Origin of the sequence: Mesorhizobium sp. M0028 (assembly GCF_040323855.1) — a bacterium.
Lineage (GTDB): Bacteria > Pseudomonadota > Alphaproteobacteria > Rhizobiales > Rhizobiaceae > Mesorhizobium.
Genome location: NZ_JAMYVG010000005.1, coordinates 260,620 through 276,761 on the forward strand (window position 1 = coordinate 260,620; position 16,142 = coordinate 276,761).

Below are 16,142 nucleotides of genomic sequence, written 5' to 3' on the forward strand. Positions count from 1 at the left end.
CCGCACGCGATACGCGTTCAGTTCATTCGAACTTCCGGTTCCGCCAGCAGTGGAATCTCCAGGCCACGCCGCAAGCCGGTGGCGACGACCGACACCCTGAATTTTCCGGCGAGTGCCTTGTCGAAGATGGCGCCGACGATGATGTCGGCATCGTTGTCGACCTCCTCGCGGATGCGGGTAGCCGCTTCATCGACCTCGAACAGCGTCATGTCCATGCCGCCCGATATCGAGACAAGGACGCCCTTGGCGCCCATCATCGAAGCTTCGTCGAGCAGCGGGTTGGCGATTGCCGCTTCCGCCGCCTTCTTGGCACGGCCTTCTCCGGCGGCCTCGCCGGTTCCCATCATGGCGCGGCCCATGTCGCGCATCACCGACTTCACATCGGCGAAGTCGAGATTGATCAGCCCTTCCTTGACGATCAGATCGGTGATGCAGCCGACACCTGCATAGAGAACCCGGTCGGCCATGGCGAATGCGTCGGCGAACGTGGTTCTGGCGTCGGCGATCCTGAACAGGTTCTGGTTGGGGATGACGATGACGGTATCGGCGCTTTCGCGCAGGCGCTCGATGCCGTCATCGGCAGCGTGCATGCGGCGCCTGCCTTCGAAGACGAATGGCTTGGTGACGACGGCGACGGTCAGTATTCCAGCTGCCCGCGCTGCCTGCGCTATAACAGGCGCGGCACCTGTTCCGGTTCCACCTCCCATACCGGCGGTCACGAAGCACATATGCGTTCCAGCAAGGTGATCCATCATCTCGTCGATGGATTCCACGGCCGCGGCACGGCCGACCTCGGGCAGGGACCCGGCGCCCAGACCTTCGGTGATATGAGCGCCCAACTGGATCAGCCTCGTTGCCTTCGACATGGCAAGGGCCTGGGCATCGGTGTTGGCGACGATGAATTCCGCGCCCTGCAGGCCTTCGGCGATCATGTTGTTGACGGCGTTGCCGCCGCCGCCGCCGACCCCGACGACGGTGATCTTAGGCCTCATCTCCGAGATTACCGGCCTCGTCGCGGTGTTCATTGCCGTTCTCCCTGGATACGCCGAGTGGTCGCTGGAAGCTTGTCCCGGGCGCACTGCGAAAACTTTGAACCGGGCAGTGCGAATCAGAACAGCCCAGAATGCAGGGAATCAGAGCGCGGAGCGGGCTGCAAGTGCGCGATGTGCCTCTTAGGCGACTTGCGCCTGAAAGTTCACGCAATGCGCCTCAGATCGTGGCGCGGGCGCCGCACGCTACAACTTCGGCGCGAGGCGCTGCGCGACATGATCGGCAATCGCCAGGCAGGAGGTCAGGCCGGGGCTTTCGATGCCGAACAGGTTGAGCAGGCTGTCCACGCCATGCACCGCCACGTCCTGGATGACGAAGTCGGCATTGGCCTCACCGGGACCGGACAGTTTTGGCCGGATGCCGCTATAGGCGGGCTGCAGGCTGCCATCGGCCAGGTCCGGCCAGTATTTGCGGATCTCGCTGTAGAAGCGCTCGCCACGAGCTGGATCGACGCGATAGTCGAGTTGATCAGTCCATTCGACGTCCGGCCCGAAGCGGGTGACGCCGTCGAGATCGAGCGTCAGATGAACACCGAGTCCGCCTGGTTCGGGTACTGGATAGATCAGCCGCGAGAAGGGCGCCCGGCCGGCCACCGAAAAATAATTGCCTTTGGCGTAATGGAGCTTTGGCACGAACTGCTGATCTAGCCCTTCAAGCGAGCGGGCAAGCGCTGCGGCGCTAAGCCCGGTCGCATTGACGAAGCGTGTGGTAGCGATCTCGAAGCGCTCGCCGCCGGTAGCGTCCACCGTGTCGAGCACGACGCGGCCCGCTTCGATGCGGCCGGCGGCGACGCGGGTGTTGAGGCTGAGTGCCGCCCCGTGCTCCTCGGCATCAGCCAGCAAGGCAAGCATCAGGGCATGGCTGTCGACGATCCCGGTGGCCGGCGACAGCAGCGCCGCCGTGCACTTGAGGCTGGGCTCCAGCGCATGTGCCTCGGCTTCGCTCAAGGGCGCCAGGTCGCCGGCGCCGCAAGCGCGCGCATTGGCCCGGATCGAGGCGAGCACCGGCTCCTGTTCGGCATTTGTGGCGACGATGAGCTTGCCGCAGCGCAAATGCGGGATCGCACGCTCGTCGCAGTAGCGATAGAGCTTTTCCCGGCCCGCCACGCAGAACCGGGCTTTCAGCGATCCAACTGGATAGTGGAGGCCGGCGTGGATGACCTCGGAATTGCGCGAACTTGTTCCGGTGCCGATGGCGCTCTCGGCTTCCAGCACCAGCGTGTCGATGCCGCGCTTCGCCATCTCTCGCGCGATCGCCAGGCCAACGACGCCGGCGCCGACGACAATGCAGTCGATTTGGTCCACGATCAGGTCAAGCCGAAGTTCTGCATGCGTCCATCCATCCGCTGGCCCTGTCGAAAGCGCTTGACACTATATCGTTCGAGAAAGATGCATCAAACCGCATAATGCACGGGGCCTGCCGATGCGGACCCGCACAGGAGCCATCATGGACGCACGACCGAACTCCCCCGAAGCCCGCGACATAAGCTTTCACATGCATGGCTACACCAACGCCCGCAAGCATCAGGAGGCAGGGCCGCTCGTCATCGAGAAGGGCGACGGCATCTATGTCGAGGACCTCGCCGGCAACCGCTATATCGAGGCGATGGCCGGGCTTTGGAGCGTCGCGGTCGGTTTTTCGGAGAGGCGGCTGGTCGATGCGGCGGTACGGCAAATGTCGAAGCTGCCTTACTATCACGACTTCGGCTCCAAATCGCATTCACCGCTGATCGATCTTGCCGAGAGACTGGTGCAGATGGCGCCGGTGCCGATGGGCAAGGCGTATTTCACCAATTCCGGCTCCGAGGCCAACGATACGGCCATGAAGATGATCTGGTACCGGTCGAATGCGCTCGGCCAGCCGGCGCGCAAGAAGATCGTCAGCCGCAAGAAGGGCTATCACGGCGTCACCATTGCCTCGGCGAGCCTGACCGGACTGCCCAACAACCACATCTCGTTCGATCTGCCGATCGCCAATGTGCTGCATACCTCGACACCGCACCATTGGCGCGAGGCGCTGCCGGGTGAAAACGAAGAGCAGTTTTCGAGCCGGCTCGCCGACGAGCTGGAAAAGCTGATCCTGGCCGAAGGACCGGAAACCATCGCCGCCTTCTTCGGCGAACCGATCATGGGTGCTGGCGGCGTCATTGTTCCGCCTTCCGGCTACTGGGAAAAGATCCAGGCGGTGCTGTCGAGATACGACATCCTGCTGGTCGCCGACGAGGTGATCTGCGGCTTCGGCAGGACAGGTGAGATGTTCGGCTCGCAGACCTTCGGCATCAGGCCCGACATCATGGTGCTGTCGAAACAGATCTCTTCGTCCTATCTGCCGATCTCGGCCTTGCTGATCAACGACAAGGTGTTCCAGCCGATTGCCGACGAAAGCAATCGTATCGGCACCTTCGGCCACGGCTTCACCGGCGGCGGCCATCCTGTTGCGGCAGCGGTCGCGCTCGAGAACCTGAAGCTGATCGAGGAGCGCGACCTTGTTGGCAATGCGCGTGCGGTCGGCGCGCATATGCAGAAGCGGCTGCGCACGCTCGCTTCGCACCCGCTTGTCGGCGAGGTGCGCGGCATCGGCCTGATCGCGGCGGTCGAACTGGTCGGCGACAAGGCGAACAAGGCGCCGTGGGGGAAGACCGGTGAACTGGGCGGGCTCGTCAACGGCTTCATGCAGCATAACGGCGTCATCTCGCGCAATATGGGCGATGCGCTGGCTTTCTGCCCGCCGCTGATCATCACCGAGCCGCAGGTCGACCAGGTGATCGACGCGTTTGAAAGATCGCTCGAGGCTGCCGTCAAGCAGGTCCGATCGCCAAGCTGATCGCGCTATTTAGCGATGCCGACCGCATCCGGCACGACGACCAGCTTGCCAACGAAATCCTTGGCGATGAAATCGGCTTGGGCGCGATGGAAATCGGACAGCTTGTAGACGCCGCCGACCAGCGGCCGGATCTTCTTCTCCTCGATGTAGCGCACGATGCGGCGGAAATCCGCCCGTGTGCCCTGGCTCGAGCCATGCAGTTGCAGCTGTTTCAGATACATGGTGCGCAGATCTAGCTGCACGACGGGGCCGGCAATTGCACCAGCCGTGGTGTAGCGGCCTTCCGGCCTCAAGATGCGCAGGAGGTCGTTGAAGATCGCGCCGCCGACCAGATCGGCGACGACGTCGATCGGCTGGCCCCCGGTCGCCGCGCTGACGGCGGCCGGCAGATCGGTAACGCCACGGGTGATCACCGCCTCGGCGCCGATGTCACGCACGGCCTGTTCCTTGCCCTTGCCGGCAATTGCATAGGGAATGGCGCCGCGCGCCCGCGCCAGCTGCACGATGCCGGAGCCGACGCCGCCCGAGGCGCCGGTGACCAGCACACGCTCGCCGGCTTTCAACGCGGCGCGTTCCAGCATCTGCTCGCCGGTGAGATAGGCGCAGCAGAAAGTGGCGAGCTCGACATCGCTAAGATCGGTGTCGACGACATGGGCGTTCTCGGCAGGCACTGTCTGGTATTCGGCATAGCCGCCGTCGCGGCCATGGCCCATATAGTCGATGTCGGCCAATGAATCGTCGTCGCGATTGTAGATAGAGAAATCGACCATTACCCGCTCGCCGATGCGGGCCCGCGACACGCCGTCGCCGACGGCAACGATGTTGCCGACCGTGTCGGTGCCCTGGATGCGCGGGAAGGTCAGCGTATTGCCCTGTCGACGCCAGGTCGACACAGCGGCGGCATCCTCCTCAGTGCCATACGCGCCCTGTCGCACCCAGACATCGGTGTTGTTCATACCGCAAGCGGTGACCTTGACCAGCACCTCACCCGGGGCGGGCGAGGGTACTTTGACGTCGGTGCGGTAGACGAGCTTTTCCGGTCCGCCGTGCCCGATCAACTGCACGGCGGCCATGGTGGCGGGGATGGTCTTGGTCATGGCATTCATGTCGGTTCTTCAGATGTTGGCATGTCGGTTCTTCAGATGTTGGCAAACACGCTCTTCACCGCATCGGCCGTCTTGGAGACGACGATGTCTGCCTCTTCCCGCGTCAGGCAGAGCGGCGGCGCAAAACCGAGAATGTCGCCCTGCGGCATGGCGCGGCCGATGACGCCGCTTGCCGCAAGCGCGGTCGCGATCTGCGGACCGATCTTCTGCGAGGCATCGAAGAACACGCGATCGTTCTTGTCGGCGACGAACTCGATTGCCGCCAGCATGCCGTCGCCGCGCACCTCGCCGACGTTTTTGTGGCCACCGACGGCTTTCGTCAGCTCGGCGCGGAAATAGGCGCCGGTCTCGCCGGCGTTCCGTACTAGGTCCATCTCGTCGATCAGTTCCAGGTTGGCGACGCCGGCGGCGACGCAGATCGGATGCGCCGAATAGGTCCAGCCATGGCCGAGCGAGCCGAGCTTGTCGGAACCCTGCACCAGCACCTGCCAGACCTTGTCGGAGACGATGACTCCGGAGAGCGGCGCATAGGCCGAGGTCAGGCCTTTGGCGATGGTAATCAGGTCGGGCTTGATGCCGTAATGGTCGGAGCCGAACATGGTGCCCAGCCGGCCGAAGCCGGTGACGACCTCGTCGGCAACCAGCAGCACGTCGTACTTCTTCAGCACCGCCTGGATCTTCTCCCAGTAGCCGGCCGGCGGCGGCACGATGCCGCCGGTGCCGAGGATCGGCTCGCCGATGAAGGCGGCGACCGTTTCCGGCCCTTCGGCCAGGATCATCTCCTCGAGCTTGTCGGCGCAGTATTGCGAAAACTGCTCCTCGCTCAGCGAGCGGTCGGCGCGGCGGAAATAGTAGGGCGCCTCGGTGTGCAGGACCGGCGCACGCGGCAGGTCGAAGGCGTTGTGGAAAAGGTCGAGGCCGGTCAGCGATCCGGTCATGATGCCGGAGCCGTGATAACCGCGCCAGCGCGAGATGATCTTCTTCTTCTCCGGCCGGCCGAGCACGTTGTTGTAGTACCAGATCAGCTTGATGTTGGTTTCGTTGGCGTCGGAACCGGAGAGCCCGAAATAGACCCTCGACATGCCTTGCGGCGCGCGGTCGATGATCATCTTGGAAAGCGTGATCGATGCCTCGGTGCCGTGGCCGACATAGGCATGGTAATAGGCGAGGTTCTTGGCCTGTGCGGCGATGGCGTCGGCGATCTTCTGGCGGCCATAGCCGACATTGACGCAGTAGAGCCCGGCGAAGGCGTCGATGCTCTTCTTACCGGTATTGTCCCAGATGGTGACGCCTTCGCCACCGGCAATCACACGCGTCGGGCTCTCGCCACGCGCATGGGTGCCCATATGGGTCGAGGGATGGAAGAAGTGATCGCGATCCCAGGCGGCGAGTTCGTTTGACTGGTCGAGCATTTTTTTACTCCTGAGAAAAATGTGTCGGGCGCGGCTCACGCAACGTCGAGGCAGAGATATTTGAGATCGGTAAAGGCTTCGAGCCCGTGACGCGAGCCCTCGCGGCCGATGCCGGACTGCTTGACGCCGCCGAACGGGATCGGCGCGCCGGTGATCTTGAAGCGGTTGATGGCGACCATGCCATAGTCGAGCGCGCGACCCATGCGCAATTGCCTGCCGCCATTCTCAGTCACGACATAGGCAACCAGGCCGTATTCGGTGGCGTTGGCGCGGGCGATGATCTCGTCCTCGCTGTCGAAAGGCGTCACTGCCGCAACCGGACCGAAGGTCTCCTCGCGCATGATCAAAGCGTCGTCTCCAACGTCGGCAAGCACGGTCGGCTGGTAGAACAGCGGCCCGGCCGGATGGCGCTTGCCGCCGGTCAGGCAGCGCGCGCCTTTGGCCAGCGCATCGGCCACCTGCTCCTCGACCTTCTTGACGGCGCGTTCATGCATCAAGGGTCCGATTTCGGTGTCGTCAGCCAGGCCATTGCCGGCCCGCAATGCCTGGACGCGTTTGGCGAAAGCAGCGCAGAACCGATCGTATAGCGGACGCTGGACATAGATGCGGTTGGCGGCGAGGCAGTCCTGGCCGGAGGTGGCGAATTTGGCGTCGACCGCGATGGCCACAGCCTTGTCGAAATCGGCGTCGGCGAAGACGATCAGCGGCGCATGACCGCCGAGCTCCATCACCAGACGCTTCATCGTCGGCGCACTCTGCGCGGCGATCAACCTGCCGACCTCGGTCGAGCCGGTGAAGCTCATGGCGCGAACGCGCGGGTCTTCGCACATCCGCCCAACGATGGTCGAAGCCTTGCCGGTGAGGACGTTGAACACGCCAGCCGGCAGGCCGGCACGTTCGCCAAGCTCGGCCAGCGCCAGTGCGGACAGCGGCGTTTCCGAGGAAGGGTGCGCGGCGATGGTACAGCCGGCGGCAAGAGCGGCAGCCGCCTTGCGGGTCAGCATGGCCGCTGGAAAATTCCACGGCGTGACCACGCCGACGACGCCGAGCGGCTCGCGCCGCACCATCATCTCCGCGCCCGGCAGATGACTGGTGACGCTTTCGGCGTTGAGGCGTTTGGTCTCCTCGGCATACCATTCGACAAAAGAGGCGGCGTAGTCTATCTCGCCGAGCGATTCCTTCAGCGGCTTGCCTTGTTCTAGCGTCATCAGCAGCGCCAGGTCATTTTTGGCGGCGATGATCAGATCGAACCATTTTCGCAGTATTTTGGACCGTTCCTGCGGCAGCAATGCGCGCCAGGCAGGAAAGGCGCGCGATGCCGCATCGATCGCCAATGTGGTCTGCCGGGCATCGAGCGCGGCAACGAAAGCGACGGTGGATCCGGTGGCCGGATCGCTCACCTCGAAACTCTCCGCGGTCTCGCTTGCCGTCCAGTGGCCATCGACATAGGCGAGTTCGCGCAGCAGCCGTCGGTCGGCGAGGCGATCAAGCGCTTCATGGCGCTGCGAGCGGGCAAAATGTGCGGACATCATCGGGCTCCCGGTTCGGGTGATGCCGCAAGACTATCTCTGCCGCGCAAACAGAGAGGCTGTTTCGGTGCCTGCACGTAGAGAGATTGTCTCTATTGCATCGCCCGGGCAGACGATCTCTCCTGTATCAGGAAGATGCGGGCAGCAGATCGGCCACTGGCAGCACACTCTCCTCCTTCACCGTCTTGGTGACGATGTAGGTGAAATAGCGGTCTATGCCGATCTCGCGTTCGAGCAGAGTGTCAATCAGCCGCTGATAGGCGTCGATGTCGCGGGCCATCACCTTCAGCAGGTAATCGACGCCGCCACCGACAGACCAGCAGGCGACGATCTCGGGGATGTCGCGGATGACGCGCTCGAAACGGTCGAAATCGGCCTGGCGGTGGCTGGCCAGCGTCACCTCCATCAGCACGGTGGCGACCGGCGCGATGGCACGCATGGCGATCCTGGCGTGATAGCCGGAGACGATGCCGGCCTTTTCCAGCTTGCGCAGCCGCATCCAGCACGGCGTCGGCGACAGGCCGACCTTCTCGGCCAGCGCCAGCTTGGTGATGCGCCCGTCGCGCTGGATGGCGTCGAGGATTTTCAGGTCGATCGGATCGAGTTTCGCTGCAGCCATGATCGTCCACTTCCAGTGCCGGACACCATGATGGCGCATTATTTCGATTGTCAATTGCACTGATTTCGATCTCTAATAAGTCATGACATTATGGCGACCAGATCCCGCTCTTATCCGGCGGCCGGCCTACCAATCGCTCGCCGACCAGTTCGCGCGGGCCATCCATGACGGGCGCCTGGCCAATGGCGCTCGGTTGCCGACACACCGGCAGTTGGCCGACGATCTCCAACTTTCCGTGCAGACGGTCAGCCGCGCCTATGAGGAGCTGATCCGCCGCGGGCTGGTGTCCGGCGAGGTCGGCCGCGGCAGCTTCGTGCAGACGCAGCGCCGCGAGCCGGAGCCGCCCTATTTGCCGGAGCGGCTGGGTGAGGTCATCGACCTCTCTATCCTGAAGCCGGTCTGCGAACCGATGCATCTGGAGCGGCTGAAGCAGGCGCTGGGCTGGCTCGCCGAAAACCTGCCGTCGAGCTCGGCGCTGTCGTTCAGGCCGAACATGGTGTTCCCGCGCCACCGCGCGGTGGGTGTCGAGTGGCTACGCTTCTGCGGCCTCGACGCGTCGCCGCAGAACATCAGCCTGACCAACGGCGCCACCGCAGGGATGACAGTGGCGCTGATGAGCGTGGCGCCGCCCGGTTCGACCGTCGCCACCGAGGCGATCGGCCATCACACACTGATCCCGCTGGCGCGTTATCTCGGTTTCAACCTCGAGGGTTTGCCGATCGACGACAATGGGCTGATCCCGGAAGCGCTGGACGAGGCCTGCCGGCTGTCGGACATCCGCGCGGTGTTCGTGCAGCCCTCGGTGATCAACCCTACGGCGACGCTGATGGACGCCGCCCGGCGCGAACAGATTGCCGCCGTTGCGCGCAGGCATGACATCGCCATTATCGAAAACGACGTCCTCGGCCCGCTGGTCGAGGACCGGCCGCCGCCGGTCGCGGCGTTTGCACCCGAGCGCACGCTCTACGTCACCTCCTTCACCAAGATCGTGGTGCCGGGCCTGCGCATCGGCTATCTCGCGGCACCCGATCGTTATGTCGCCGCGGTTGCCAACCGCCACCTCGTCTCGAACTGGATGGCGACGCCGCTGGTGGCCGAGATCGCCACCAAATGGGTGACCGACGGCACCGCGATGGAACTCGTTCGATGGCAGCGGATGGCTTTGCGGCGGCGTCTGGACATCGCCGCCGAGGCGCTCGCCGGAGTGGACTATCGGGCTCATCGCGACGGGCTGCATGTCTGGCTGCAACTGCCCGCTGATCGCGGCGAGGAAGGCTTTGTTTCCCAGGCCCGCCTGCAGGGCGTGGCGATCGCGCCCGGCACGTCGTTTCGCATTTCGCAGATGCCTTGGCATCCAGCCGTGCGGATTTCGCTGGGCTCGACCACGGAGGGGGAACTGCGTGCCGGTCTCGGCGTTGTCACCAAACTTCTGCTCGGCGATCCCGAGCATCTCCTGCTTGCGATCTAGGAAACAATTGGCGGGGAATTGTGCGGAGTCCGAAATATTGTCATGATATTATTTTCTTGATTGACATGATTTGCCGCGATCCGCATCGTTAAAGGCACAGCTTCTCCATCACGGGAAATTCATTGTCGGCGCCCATCATCAAGATCGACGGCATTTCGAAAAGCTTCGGCACCTTCAAGGTGCTGGATGGCCTCTCGATGCAGGTCATGCCCGGCGAGAAGCTGGCGCTGATCGGCCCGTCGGGTTCGGGAAAAACGACGATCCTGCGCATCCTGATGACGCTAGAGCGTATCGACAGCGGCCATATTCAGGTCGACGGCGAGCAGCTGTACCACATGGAGCGTAACGGCCGGCTGCTGACGGCGGATGAACGGCATTTGGCAAGGATGCGCCAGAAGATCGGCATGGTCTTCCAACTGTTCAATCTGTTTCCGCACAAATGCGTCATCGACAATGTGACGCTGGCACCGATGCTGACCAAAGCCATGCCGCGGGCCGCCGCCGAAAAGCGGGCGATGGAGCTGCTCGACATGGTCGGCATGGTCGACAAGGCCAAAGCGATGCCGGCGCAGCTTTCCGGCGGACAGAAGCAGCGCGTCGCGATTGCCCGGGCGCTGGCGCTGTCGCCGAAGATCATGCTGTTCGACGAGGTCACCTCGGCGCTCGACCCGGAACTCGTCGACGAGGTGCTCAACGTCATGCGCAAGCTCGCCGCCGAGACCGACATGACCATGCTGCTGGTCACCCACGAGATGGGTTTCGCCCATGACTTCGCCGACCGGGTGCTGTTCTTCGATCGCGGCAGAATAGTCGAGGAAGGCAAGCCCGACGAGATTTTCCGCCATCCCAAACAGGAGCGTACGCAAGGTTTCCTGAAGAAGATCATTGCGGCCGGACATCGGGTCTGACTGCCATGCGAGGCGGCGACGCCTCAAGCAAGCCAAGAAGACAGACAAACAAGGAGTTGGGAACAATGAAGAAATTTGCCATTTTGGCCGGCGTCGCCGGTATTGCGCTGACGGCGGTGCTGGCCGCCTCGACGACCGGCTCGGCCGATGACAGCAAGCTCGAAGAGCTCAAGGCGCAAGGCTTTGCCCGCGTCGCCATCGCCAACGAGCCGCCCTATACGGCGGTCGCCGCCGACGGCAAGGTCTCGGGTGCGGCGCCTGACGTTGCCCGTGAAATCTTCAAACGCCTTGGCGTCAACGACATCGTCGCCTCTATCTCGGAATATGGTGCCATGATCCCCGGCTTGCAGGCCGGCCGTTTCGACGTCGTCACCGCCGGCCTGTTCATGAAGCCGGAACGTTGTGCTGCGGTCGCCTATTCGGAACCGGTGCTGTGCGACGCCGAGGCGATGCTGGTGAAGAAGGGCAACCCGAAGGGCTTCAAGAGCTACGAGGACGTCGCCAAGGACACCAGCGCGACGATCGGCGCACCCGGTGGCGGCACAGAGGAAAAGCTGGCGCTCACCGCAGGTGTGCCGCGCGAGCGCGTCATCGTCGTGCCGGACGGCCAGAGCGGCCTGAAGATGCTGCAGGACGGCCGCATCGATGCCTATTCACTGCCAGTGCTGTCGATCAACGACCTGGTCAAGAAAGCCAATGATCCGAACCTCGAAGTCATCGCGCCGGTGGTCGGTGCGCCGGTCTATTGCGATGGCGCGGCCTTCAAAAAGGGCGACGAAGCGCTACGTGATGCCTATGATGTCGAGCTGGCGAAACTGAAGAAGTCCGGCGAGTTCGCCAAGATCATCGAACCCTACGGCTTCTCGGCGGCGGCGGCGATGTCGACGAGCCGCGACAAGCTCTGCTCGGCGAAGTAGGCGCGTTCTTCCTTCTCCCCGTTGACGGGGAGAAGGTGGCCCGAAGGGCCGGATGAGGGGCGACGCCCAGCTTTTGACAGATTGGCTCTGCCCCTCATCTGCCTGCCGGCATCTTCTCCCCGTGAACGGGGAGAAGGACGCTGAAGTGATCGCCTCGCCAAATATCCAATGCGGAGCCCTTTCGACCAATGACCCAATGGTCCGGCTATTTCGGCCTGATTTTGCAAGGAGCGCTTGTCACCATCGAGCTGACGCTGATGGGGTCGGTGCTGGCCTTGATCATGGCCTTTCTTGCCGGGCTGGGGCGGCTGTCGCGGTTTTTTGTGCTACGCGCGCTGGCCACCGCCTATATCGAGTTCTTCCGCGGCACCTCGATCTTCGTGCAGCTGTTCTGGGCCTATTTCGTGCTGCCTTTCGCCGGCATCTCGCTGACGCCGCTGCAGGCCGGCGTGCTGGCGCTGGGCCTGAATGTCGGGGCCTATGCGGCGGAAGTGGTGCGCGGCGCCATCAAGTCGATCGGCCGCGAACAATACGAGGCCTGCACCGCGCTCAATCTCGGCCGCTGGCAAGCCATGCGCCATATCATCCTGCCACAGGCACTGCTGGTGATGCTGCCGACCTTCGGCAACAACGCCATTGAATTGCTCAAGGCCACCGCCGTCGTCTCGCTGATCTCGCTTGCCGACCTGACCTTCCAGGCGCAGGTGGTGCGCTCGCAGACCGGCAACACGCTGGTGCCGTTCAGCACCATTCTCGTCATCTATTTCGTGCTGGCGCTACTCATCTCATGGGGCGTGCGGTCGCTGGAACGCCGCATGGCGCGCGGCCTCGACGGGGTGCGCGTCTGATGGATCGGGCTCTGTAATGGAATGGGATTGGGATTTTGTCCGGCAGATCCTGCCGACGCTGATCCAGGGGGTGAAGATCACCATCCTGGCGACGCTGCTCGGCTCGGTGCTGGCGGCCATCGTTGGGCTGGGCATCGCGTTGGCGCGCCGTTCGCCGAACAGGGCTCTGTCGCGCACGATCGGCTTCCTTGCCGAGTTCATCCGCGGCACGCCGCTATTGGTGCAGCTCTATTTCATCTTCTACGTGCTGCCGGATTTCGGCGTCCTGTTGCCGCCGCTGGTGGCGGGCGTCATCGGTCTCGGGCTGCATTACGGCACCTACACAGCCGAGGTCTACCGCGCCGGCATCGATAATGTGCCGCGCGGCCAATGGGAAGCGGCCAAGGCCTGCAATCTGAACGCCACGCAGACCTGGACGCACATCATCATGCCGCAGGCGATCCCGCCGATGATCCCGGCGCTTGCCAATTATTTCATCGCCATGTTCAAAGAGACGCCGCTGCTGTCGGCGATCACCGTGCTGGAACTGATGAACCAGGCCAAGAGCGTCGCCAATACCTATTATCGGTATATCGAACCGATCACCTTGGTCGGCGCCTTCTTCCTCGCCATCAGCCTGTTCTCGGTGGTGCTGCTGCGCTGGCTGGAACACCGTTATGGGCGGATCGAACGATGAGCGCTGCACCCGATATCCGCCTGCGCTCGGCCCGTCCAGCGCTCGATGCACGTCCGCTGGAAAAGCGGGTCGGCCTGATTATCCTTGCCACCGACCATACGAGCGAACCGGATTTTCACCGCATGGTGGCAAGCGATCGTATCGGCGTCTATGTCGCGCGTATTCCCTACGCCAACCCGACGGCGCCGGAGAATTTGCGCAAGATGCAGCCGTCACTGACGGCGGGCGCGGCCCTGATCCTTCCTGACGAACCGCTCGATGCGATCTGCTATTCCTGCACCTCGGCCTCCGTCGTGATCGGCGATGCCGAAATCGAGGCGGCGCTGAAGGCCGCGAAACCCGGCGCGCCGGTGGTGACGCCGCCGATGGCCGGAGTGCGCGGCCTGAAGGCGCTGGGCGCCAGGACAATCAGCATCCTCACCCCCTATACGGTCGAGACGAGCCGGCCAATGGCGGCCTATTTCGCGGCACACGGTTTCGAGATCGCCAGCTTCACTTGCCTCGGCTTCGAGGATGACCGCGAGATGGCGCGGATTGCGCCGAAATCCTTGGTCGATCTGGCCCGCGAGGCGACGGCCCCGCAGGCCGACGCGCTGTTCGTGTCCTGCACGGCGCTGCGGTCGGCGCTGGCAGTTGTCGGTATGGAAGAAGCCATCGGCCGTCCCGTCGTCACCAGCAACCAGGCGACAGCCTGGAATTGCCTGCGGCTTTGCGGCGACGACGAGCCACGCCCCGAATTCGGCCGCCTGATGACGCTGCCGTTGAACTGATTGCAGAGCCATGACCACGTCCAGGATAAGCCTCTCCGACATCCGCGCCGCACGCGAGCGCATCGCAGGCAACGTCGAGCGCACGCCGACCGTCACTTCCCCGAGTCTTTCCCAGCACTTGGACGCTCCTGTTTATCTCAAGCTCGAACATCGGCAGACCACCGGCGCCTTCAAACTGCGCGGTGCCTCGAACGCTATCGCTTCGCTGACAGAAGAGGAGAAGGCGCGTGGCGTCGTCGCGGCCTCGACCGGCAACCATGGCCGGGCGCTTGCCTATGCCGCTCGACTGCAAGGTATCCACGCGACGATCTGCATGTCGCGGCTGGTGCCTGAGAACAAGCTCGAGGAGATCCGTCGGCTCGGCGCCGAGATCCGCATCGTCGGCAACAGCCAGGACGATGCGCAGCGGGAGGTCGAACGGCTGGTCGCGGAAGAGGGGCTGATCATGCTGCCGCCTTTCGATCATCCTGCGGTCGTTGCCGGGCAAGGAACACTTGGGCTGGAGATCATGGAACAAGTTGCGGACGCCGCGCTGGTGTTGGTGCCGCTTTCCGGCGGTGGGCTGGCGGCTGGCGTTGCCGCTGCCGTCAAGGGCGTCAGCCCGGCAACGAGGGTCATCGGCGTTTCGATGGCGCGCGGTGCGGCGATGAAGGCAAGCCTCGACGCCGGGCATCCGGTGTCGGTCGAGGAACTGCCGACGCTGGCCGACTCGCTCGGCGGCGGCATTGGGCTCGACAACCGGCTGACCTTCGCCATGTGCCGTGATCTGCTCGATGATGTGATCCTGCTCAGCGAGGACGAGATCGCCGCCGGCATCCGCCATGCTTATGAGCAGGAGCGCGAGATCGTCGAAGGCGCCGGCGCGGTCGGCATTGCGGCTGTGCTTGCCGGCAAGGTCGGGGCGAACGGCCCGACGGTGCTCGTGCTGTCCGGCCGCAACATCGACATGACACTTCACCGCAAGATCATTTGCGGCGAAGCAATTGCGGAGAGCGCAGCATGAGCCGGATGACGATCCTCACCGAAGCTGAATTGCGCAAGATCGTGAAGCTCGATCTCGATGCCGTCGCCTGTGTCGAGAACGCGTTTCGCGCGCTCGCCACCTTGCCGGTGGCGATGCCGCCGATCCTGCGGCTCGACATTCCCGAGCATCGCGGCGAGGTCGATGTCAAGACCGCCTATGTGCCGGGCATCGACGGTTTTGCGATCAAGATCAGCCCCGGCTTTTTCGATAATCCGAAGCTCGGCCTGCCTAGCGTCAACGGCATGATGGTGCTGCTGTCGGCGAAGACCGGGCTGGTCGAGGCGCTGCTGCTCGACAATGGCTATCTCACCGACATCCGCACGGCGGCGGCCGGCGCGGTCGCCGCCAAACATCTGTCGCGTCCGGACTCCTCCGTTGCCGCAATCTTCGGCGCCGGTGTTCAGGCCGGACTGCAGCTCGAGGCGCTGATGCTGGTGCGGTCGATCACCGAGGCTCGGATCTGGGCAAGGGATGCCGCCAAGGCCGAAGCCGCGGCGGACGCATTGTCCGAAAGACTGGGCATCGCCGTTCACGCCGAGCCGGACGCGGCAAAGGCTGCGGCCGATGCCGACATCATCGTCACCACGACGCCGTCGACCGAGCCGCTGATCAAGGCCGGCTTCGTCTCCGCCGGCCAGCACATCACCGCGATGGGCTCGGACGCGGAGCACAAGAACGAGATCGCGCCGGCGATCCTGCGCATGGCCGACCTCTACGTCGCCGACAGTGCGAAACAGACGCGGCGCCTGGGCGAACTGCACCATGCCATCGTGGCGGGCGTGATGGCGGCCGATGCCGAGATCACCGAGCTTGGCCACATCATCGCCGGCGAAAGGCATGGCCGGCGTTCGGACAGCGACATCACCATTGCCGATCTGACCGGCACCGGCGTGCAGGACACGGCGATCGCCACGCTCGCCCGCGACCGTGCGCGTGCAGCCAAGACCGGTACGATTTTCGAAAGCTGATACCGGCCGCAAGGCCCAACAAAC

Annotated in this window: 15 protein-coding genes; 9 read left to right on the top strand and 6 right to left on the bottom strand. The window is 63.8% G+C overall.

What is annotated here, in order from left to right; genetic code table 11:
• Positions 1-17 precede the first annotated feature (17 nt).
• The gene (ftsZ, locus tag NKJ93_RS13470; RefSeq protein ID WP_352589522.1) at positions 18-1,025 is read right to left on the bottom strand and encodes a cell division protein FtsZ; all 1,008 of its coding nucleotides are present in this window, start codon (positions 1,023-1,025) and stop codon (positions 18-20) included.
• A gap of 210 nt (positions 1,026-1,235) precedes the next feature.
• Complete coding sequence (locus NKJ93_RS13475; protein WP_352589525.1) at positions 1,236-2,354, bottom strand: NAD(P)/FAD-dependent oxidoreductase; 1,119 nt, start codon at positions 2,352-2,354, stop codon at positions 1,236-1,238.
• 142 nt (positions 2,355-2,496) lie between these two features.
• Between NKJ93_RS13475 and NKJ93_RS13480 the strand changes: the two genes are divergently transcribed.
• Complete coding sequence (locus NKJ93_RS13480; protein ID WP_352589527.1) at positions 2,497-3,873, top strand: aspartate aminotransferase family protein; 1,377 nt, start codon at positions 2,497-2,499, stop codon at positions 3,871-3,873.
• 5 nt (positions 3,874-3,878) lie between these two features.
• On the opposite strand, the gene NKJ93_RS13485 is transcribed toward NKJ93_RS13480, so the two are convergent.
• The 4 genes from NKJ93_RS13485 to NKJ93_RS13500 all read right to left on the bottom strand — a co-directional run bounded on the left by NKJ93_RS13485 (position 3,879) and on the right by NKJ93_RS13500 (position 8,539).
• Positions 3,879-4,979 (bottom strand): alcohol dehydrogenase family protein, encoded by a 1,101-nt coding sequence (locus NKJ93_RS13485; RefSeq protein ID WP_352589530.1) that lies wholly within the window; start codon positions 4,977-4,979, stop codon positions 3,879-3,881.
• 32 nt (positions 4,980-5,011) lie between these two features.
• A complete protein-coding gene (locus NKJ93_RS13490; protein ID WP_352494465.1) occupies positions 5,012-6,391 on the bottom strand; it encodes an aspartate aminotransferase family protein in 1,380 nt (459 codons plus the stop codon).
• Positions 6,392-6,426: 35 nt separating this feature from the next.
• Entirely contained in the window at positions 6,427-7,920 is a 1,494-nt protein-coding gene (locus tag NKJ93_RS13495; protein ID WP_352589533.1) for an NAD-dependent succinate-semialdehyde dehydrogenase, read from the bottom strand.
• A 127-nt stretch (positions 7,921-8,047) separates the two neighbouring features.
• Entirely contained in the window at positions 8,048-8,539 is a 492-nt protein-coding gene (locus tag NKJ93_RS13500) for an Lrp/AsnC family transcriptional regulator (protein WP_352589536.1), read from the bottom strand.
• A gap of 82 nt (positions 8,540-8,621) precedes the next feature.
• On the opposite strand from NKJ93_RS13500, the gene ehuR reads away from it, so the two are divergent.
• The 8 genes from ehuR (at position 8,622) to NKJ93_RS13540 (ending at position 16,118) form a co-directional block, all read left to right on the top strand.
• On the top strand, positions 8,622-10,007 hold the full coding sequence (gene ehuR / locus NKJ93_RS13505) for a MocR-like ectoine utilization transcription factor EhuR (protein WP_352589539.1): 1,386 nt from the start codon (positions 8,622-8,624) through the stop codon (positions 10,005-10,007).
• Between the two features lie 122 nt (positions 10,008-10,129).
• Positions 10,130-10,915 carry an ectoine/hydroxyectoine ABC transporter ATP-binding protein EhuA gene (gene ehuA / locus NKJ93_RS13510; RefSeq protein ID WP_352589542.1) on the top strand — a complete coding sequence of 262 codons (786 nt, stop codon included), beginning with the start codon at positions 10,130-10,132 and terminating at the stop codon, positions 10,913-10,915.
• A gap of 65 nt (positions 10,916-10,980) precedes the next feature.
• The gene (ehuB, locus tag NKJ93_RS13515) at positions 10,981-11,832 is read left to right on the top strand and encodes an ectoine/hydroxyectoine ABC transporter substrate-binding protein EhuB (RefSeq protein ID WP_352484026.1); all 852 of its coding nucleotides are present in this window, start codon (positions 10,981-10,983) and stop codon (positions 11,830-11,832) included.
• 188 nt (positions 11,833-12,020) lie between these two features.
• Positions 12,021-12,680, top strand: coding sequence for an ectoine/hydroxyectoine ABC transporter permease subunit EhuC (gene ehuC, locus NKJ93_RS13520; RefSeq protein WP_023720654.1), 660 nt, complete (start codon positions 12,021-12,023; stop codon positions 12,678-12,680).
• A 16-nt stretch (positions 12,681-12,696) separates the two neighbouring features.
• Complete coding sequence (gene ehuD, locus NKJ93_RS13525; protein WP_023720653.1) at positions 12,697-13,356, top strand: ectoine/hydroxyectoine ABC transporter permease subunit EhuD; 660 nt, start codon at positions 12,697-12,699, stop codon at positions 13,354-13,356.
• The gene (gene eutA / locus NKJ93_RS13530) at positions 13,353-14,126 is read left to right on the top strand and encodes an ectoine utilization protein EutA (protein WP_352589545.1); all 774 of its coding nucleotides are present in this window, start codon (positions 13,353-13,355) and stop codon (positions 14,124-14,126) included. The genes ehuD and eutA overlap by 4 nt, the downstream gene beginning before the upstream one ends.
• 10 nt (positions 14,127-14,136) lie before the next feature.
• On the top strand, positions 14,137-15,129 hold the full coding sequence (gene eutB / locus NKJ93_RS13535) for a hydroxyectoine utilization dehydratase EutB (protein ID WP_352589548.1): 993 nt from the start codon (positions 14,137-14,139) through the stop codon (positions 15,127-15,129).
• Positions 15,126-16,118, top strand: a complete 993-nt coding sequence (locus tag NKJ93_RS13540; RefSeq protein WP_352484023.1) for a cyclodeaminase — start codon at positions 15,126-15,128, stop codon at positions 16,116-16,118. The genes eutB and NKJ93_RS13540 overlap by 4 nt, the downstream gene beginning before the upstream one ends.
• Positions 16,119-16,142: the final 24 nt, after the last annotated feature.

Bases quoted from the DNA above. Each gene is read 5' to 3' on its own strand.
- ehuR (WP_352589539.1), top strand. From the start codon at position 8,622: ATGACATTATGGCGACCAGATCCCGCTCTTATCCGGCGGCCGGCCTAC.
- NKJ93_RS13490 (WP_352494465.1), bottom strand. From the start codon at position 6,391: ATGCTCGACCAGTCAAACGAACTCGCCGCCTGGGATCGCGATCACTTC.
- NKJ93_RS13500 (WP_352589536.1), bottom strand. From the start codon at position 8,539: ATGGCTGCAGCGAAACTCGATCCGATCGACCTGAAAATCCTCGACGCC.
- NKJ93_RS13485 (WP_352589530.1), bottom strand. From the start codon at position 4,979: ATGAATGCCATGACCAAGACCATCCCCGCCACCATGGCCGCCGTGCAG.
- eutA (WP_352589545.1), top strand. From the start codon at position 13,353: ATGAGCGCTGCACCCGATATCCGCCTGCGCTCGGCCCGTCCAGCGCTC.
- ehuD (WP_023720653.1), top strand. From the start codon at position 12,697: ATGGAATGGGATTGGGATTTTGTCCGGCAGATCCTGCCGACGCTGATC.
- NKJ93_RS13480 (WP_352589527.1), top strand. From the start codon at position 2,497: ATGGACGCACGACCGAACTCCCCCGAAGCCCGCGACATAAGCTTTCAC.
- ehuC (WP_023720654.1), top strand. From the start codon at position 12,021: ATGACCCAATGGTCCGGCTATTTCGGCCTGATTTTGCAAGGAGCGCTT.
- ftsZ (WP_352589522.1), bottom strand. From the start codon at position 1,025: ATGAACACCGCGACGAGGCCGGTAATCTCGGAGATGAGGCCTAAGATC.
- NKJ93_RS13540 (WP_352484023.1), top strand. From the start codon at position 15,126: ATGAGCCGGATGACGATCCTCACCGAAGCTGAATTGCGCAAGATCGTG.
- ehuB (WP_352484026.1), top strand. From the start codon at position 10,981: ATGAAGAAATTTGCCATTTTGGCCGGCGTCGCCGGTATTGCGCTGACG.
- eutB (WP_352589548.1), top strand. From the start codon at position 14,137: ATGACCACGTCCAGGATAAGCCTCTCCGACATCCGCGCCGCACGCGAG.
- NKJ93_RS13495 (WP_352589533.1), bottom strand. From the start codon at position 7,920: ATGTCCGCACATTTTGCCCGCTCGCAGCGCCATGAAGCGCTTGATCGC.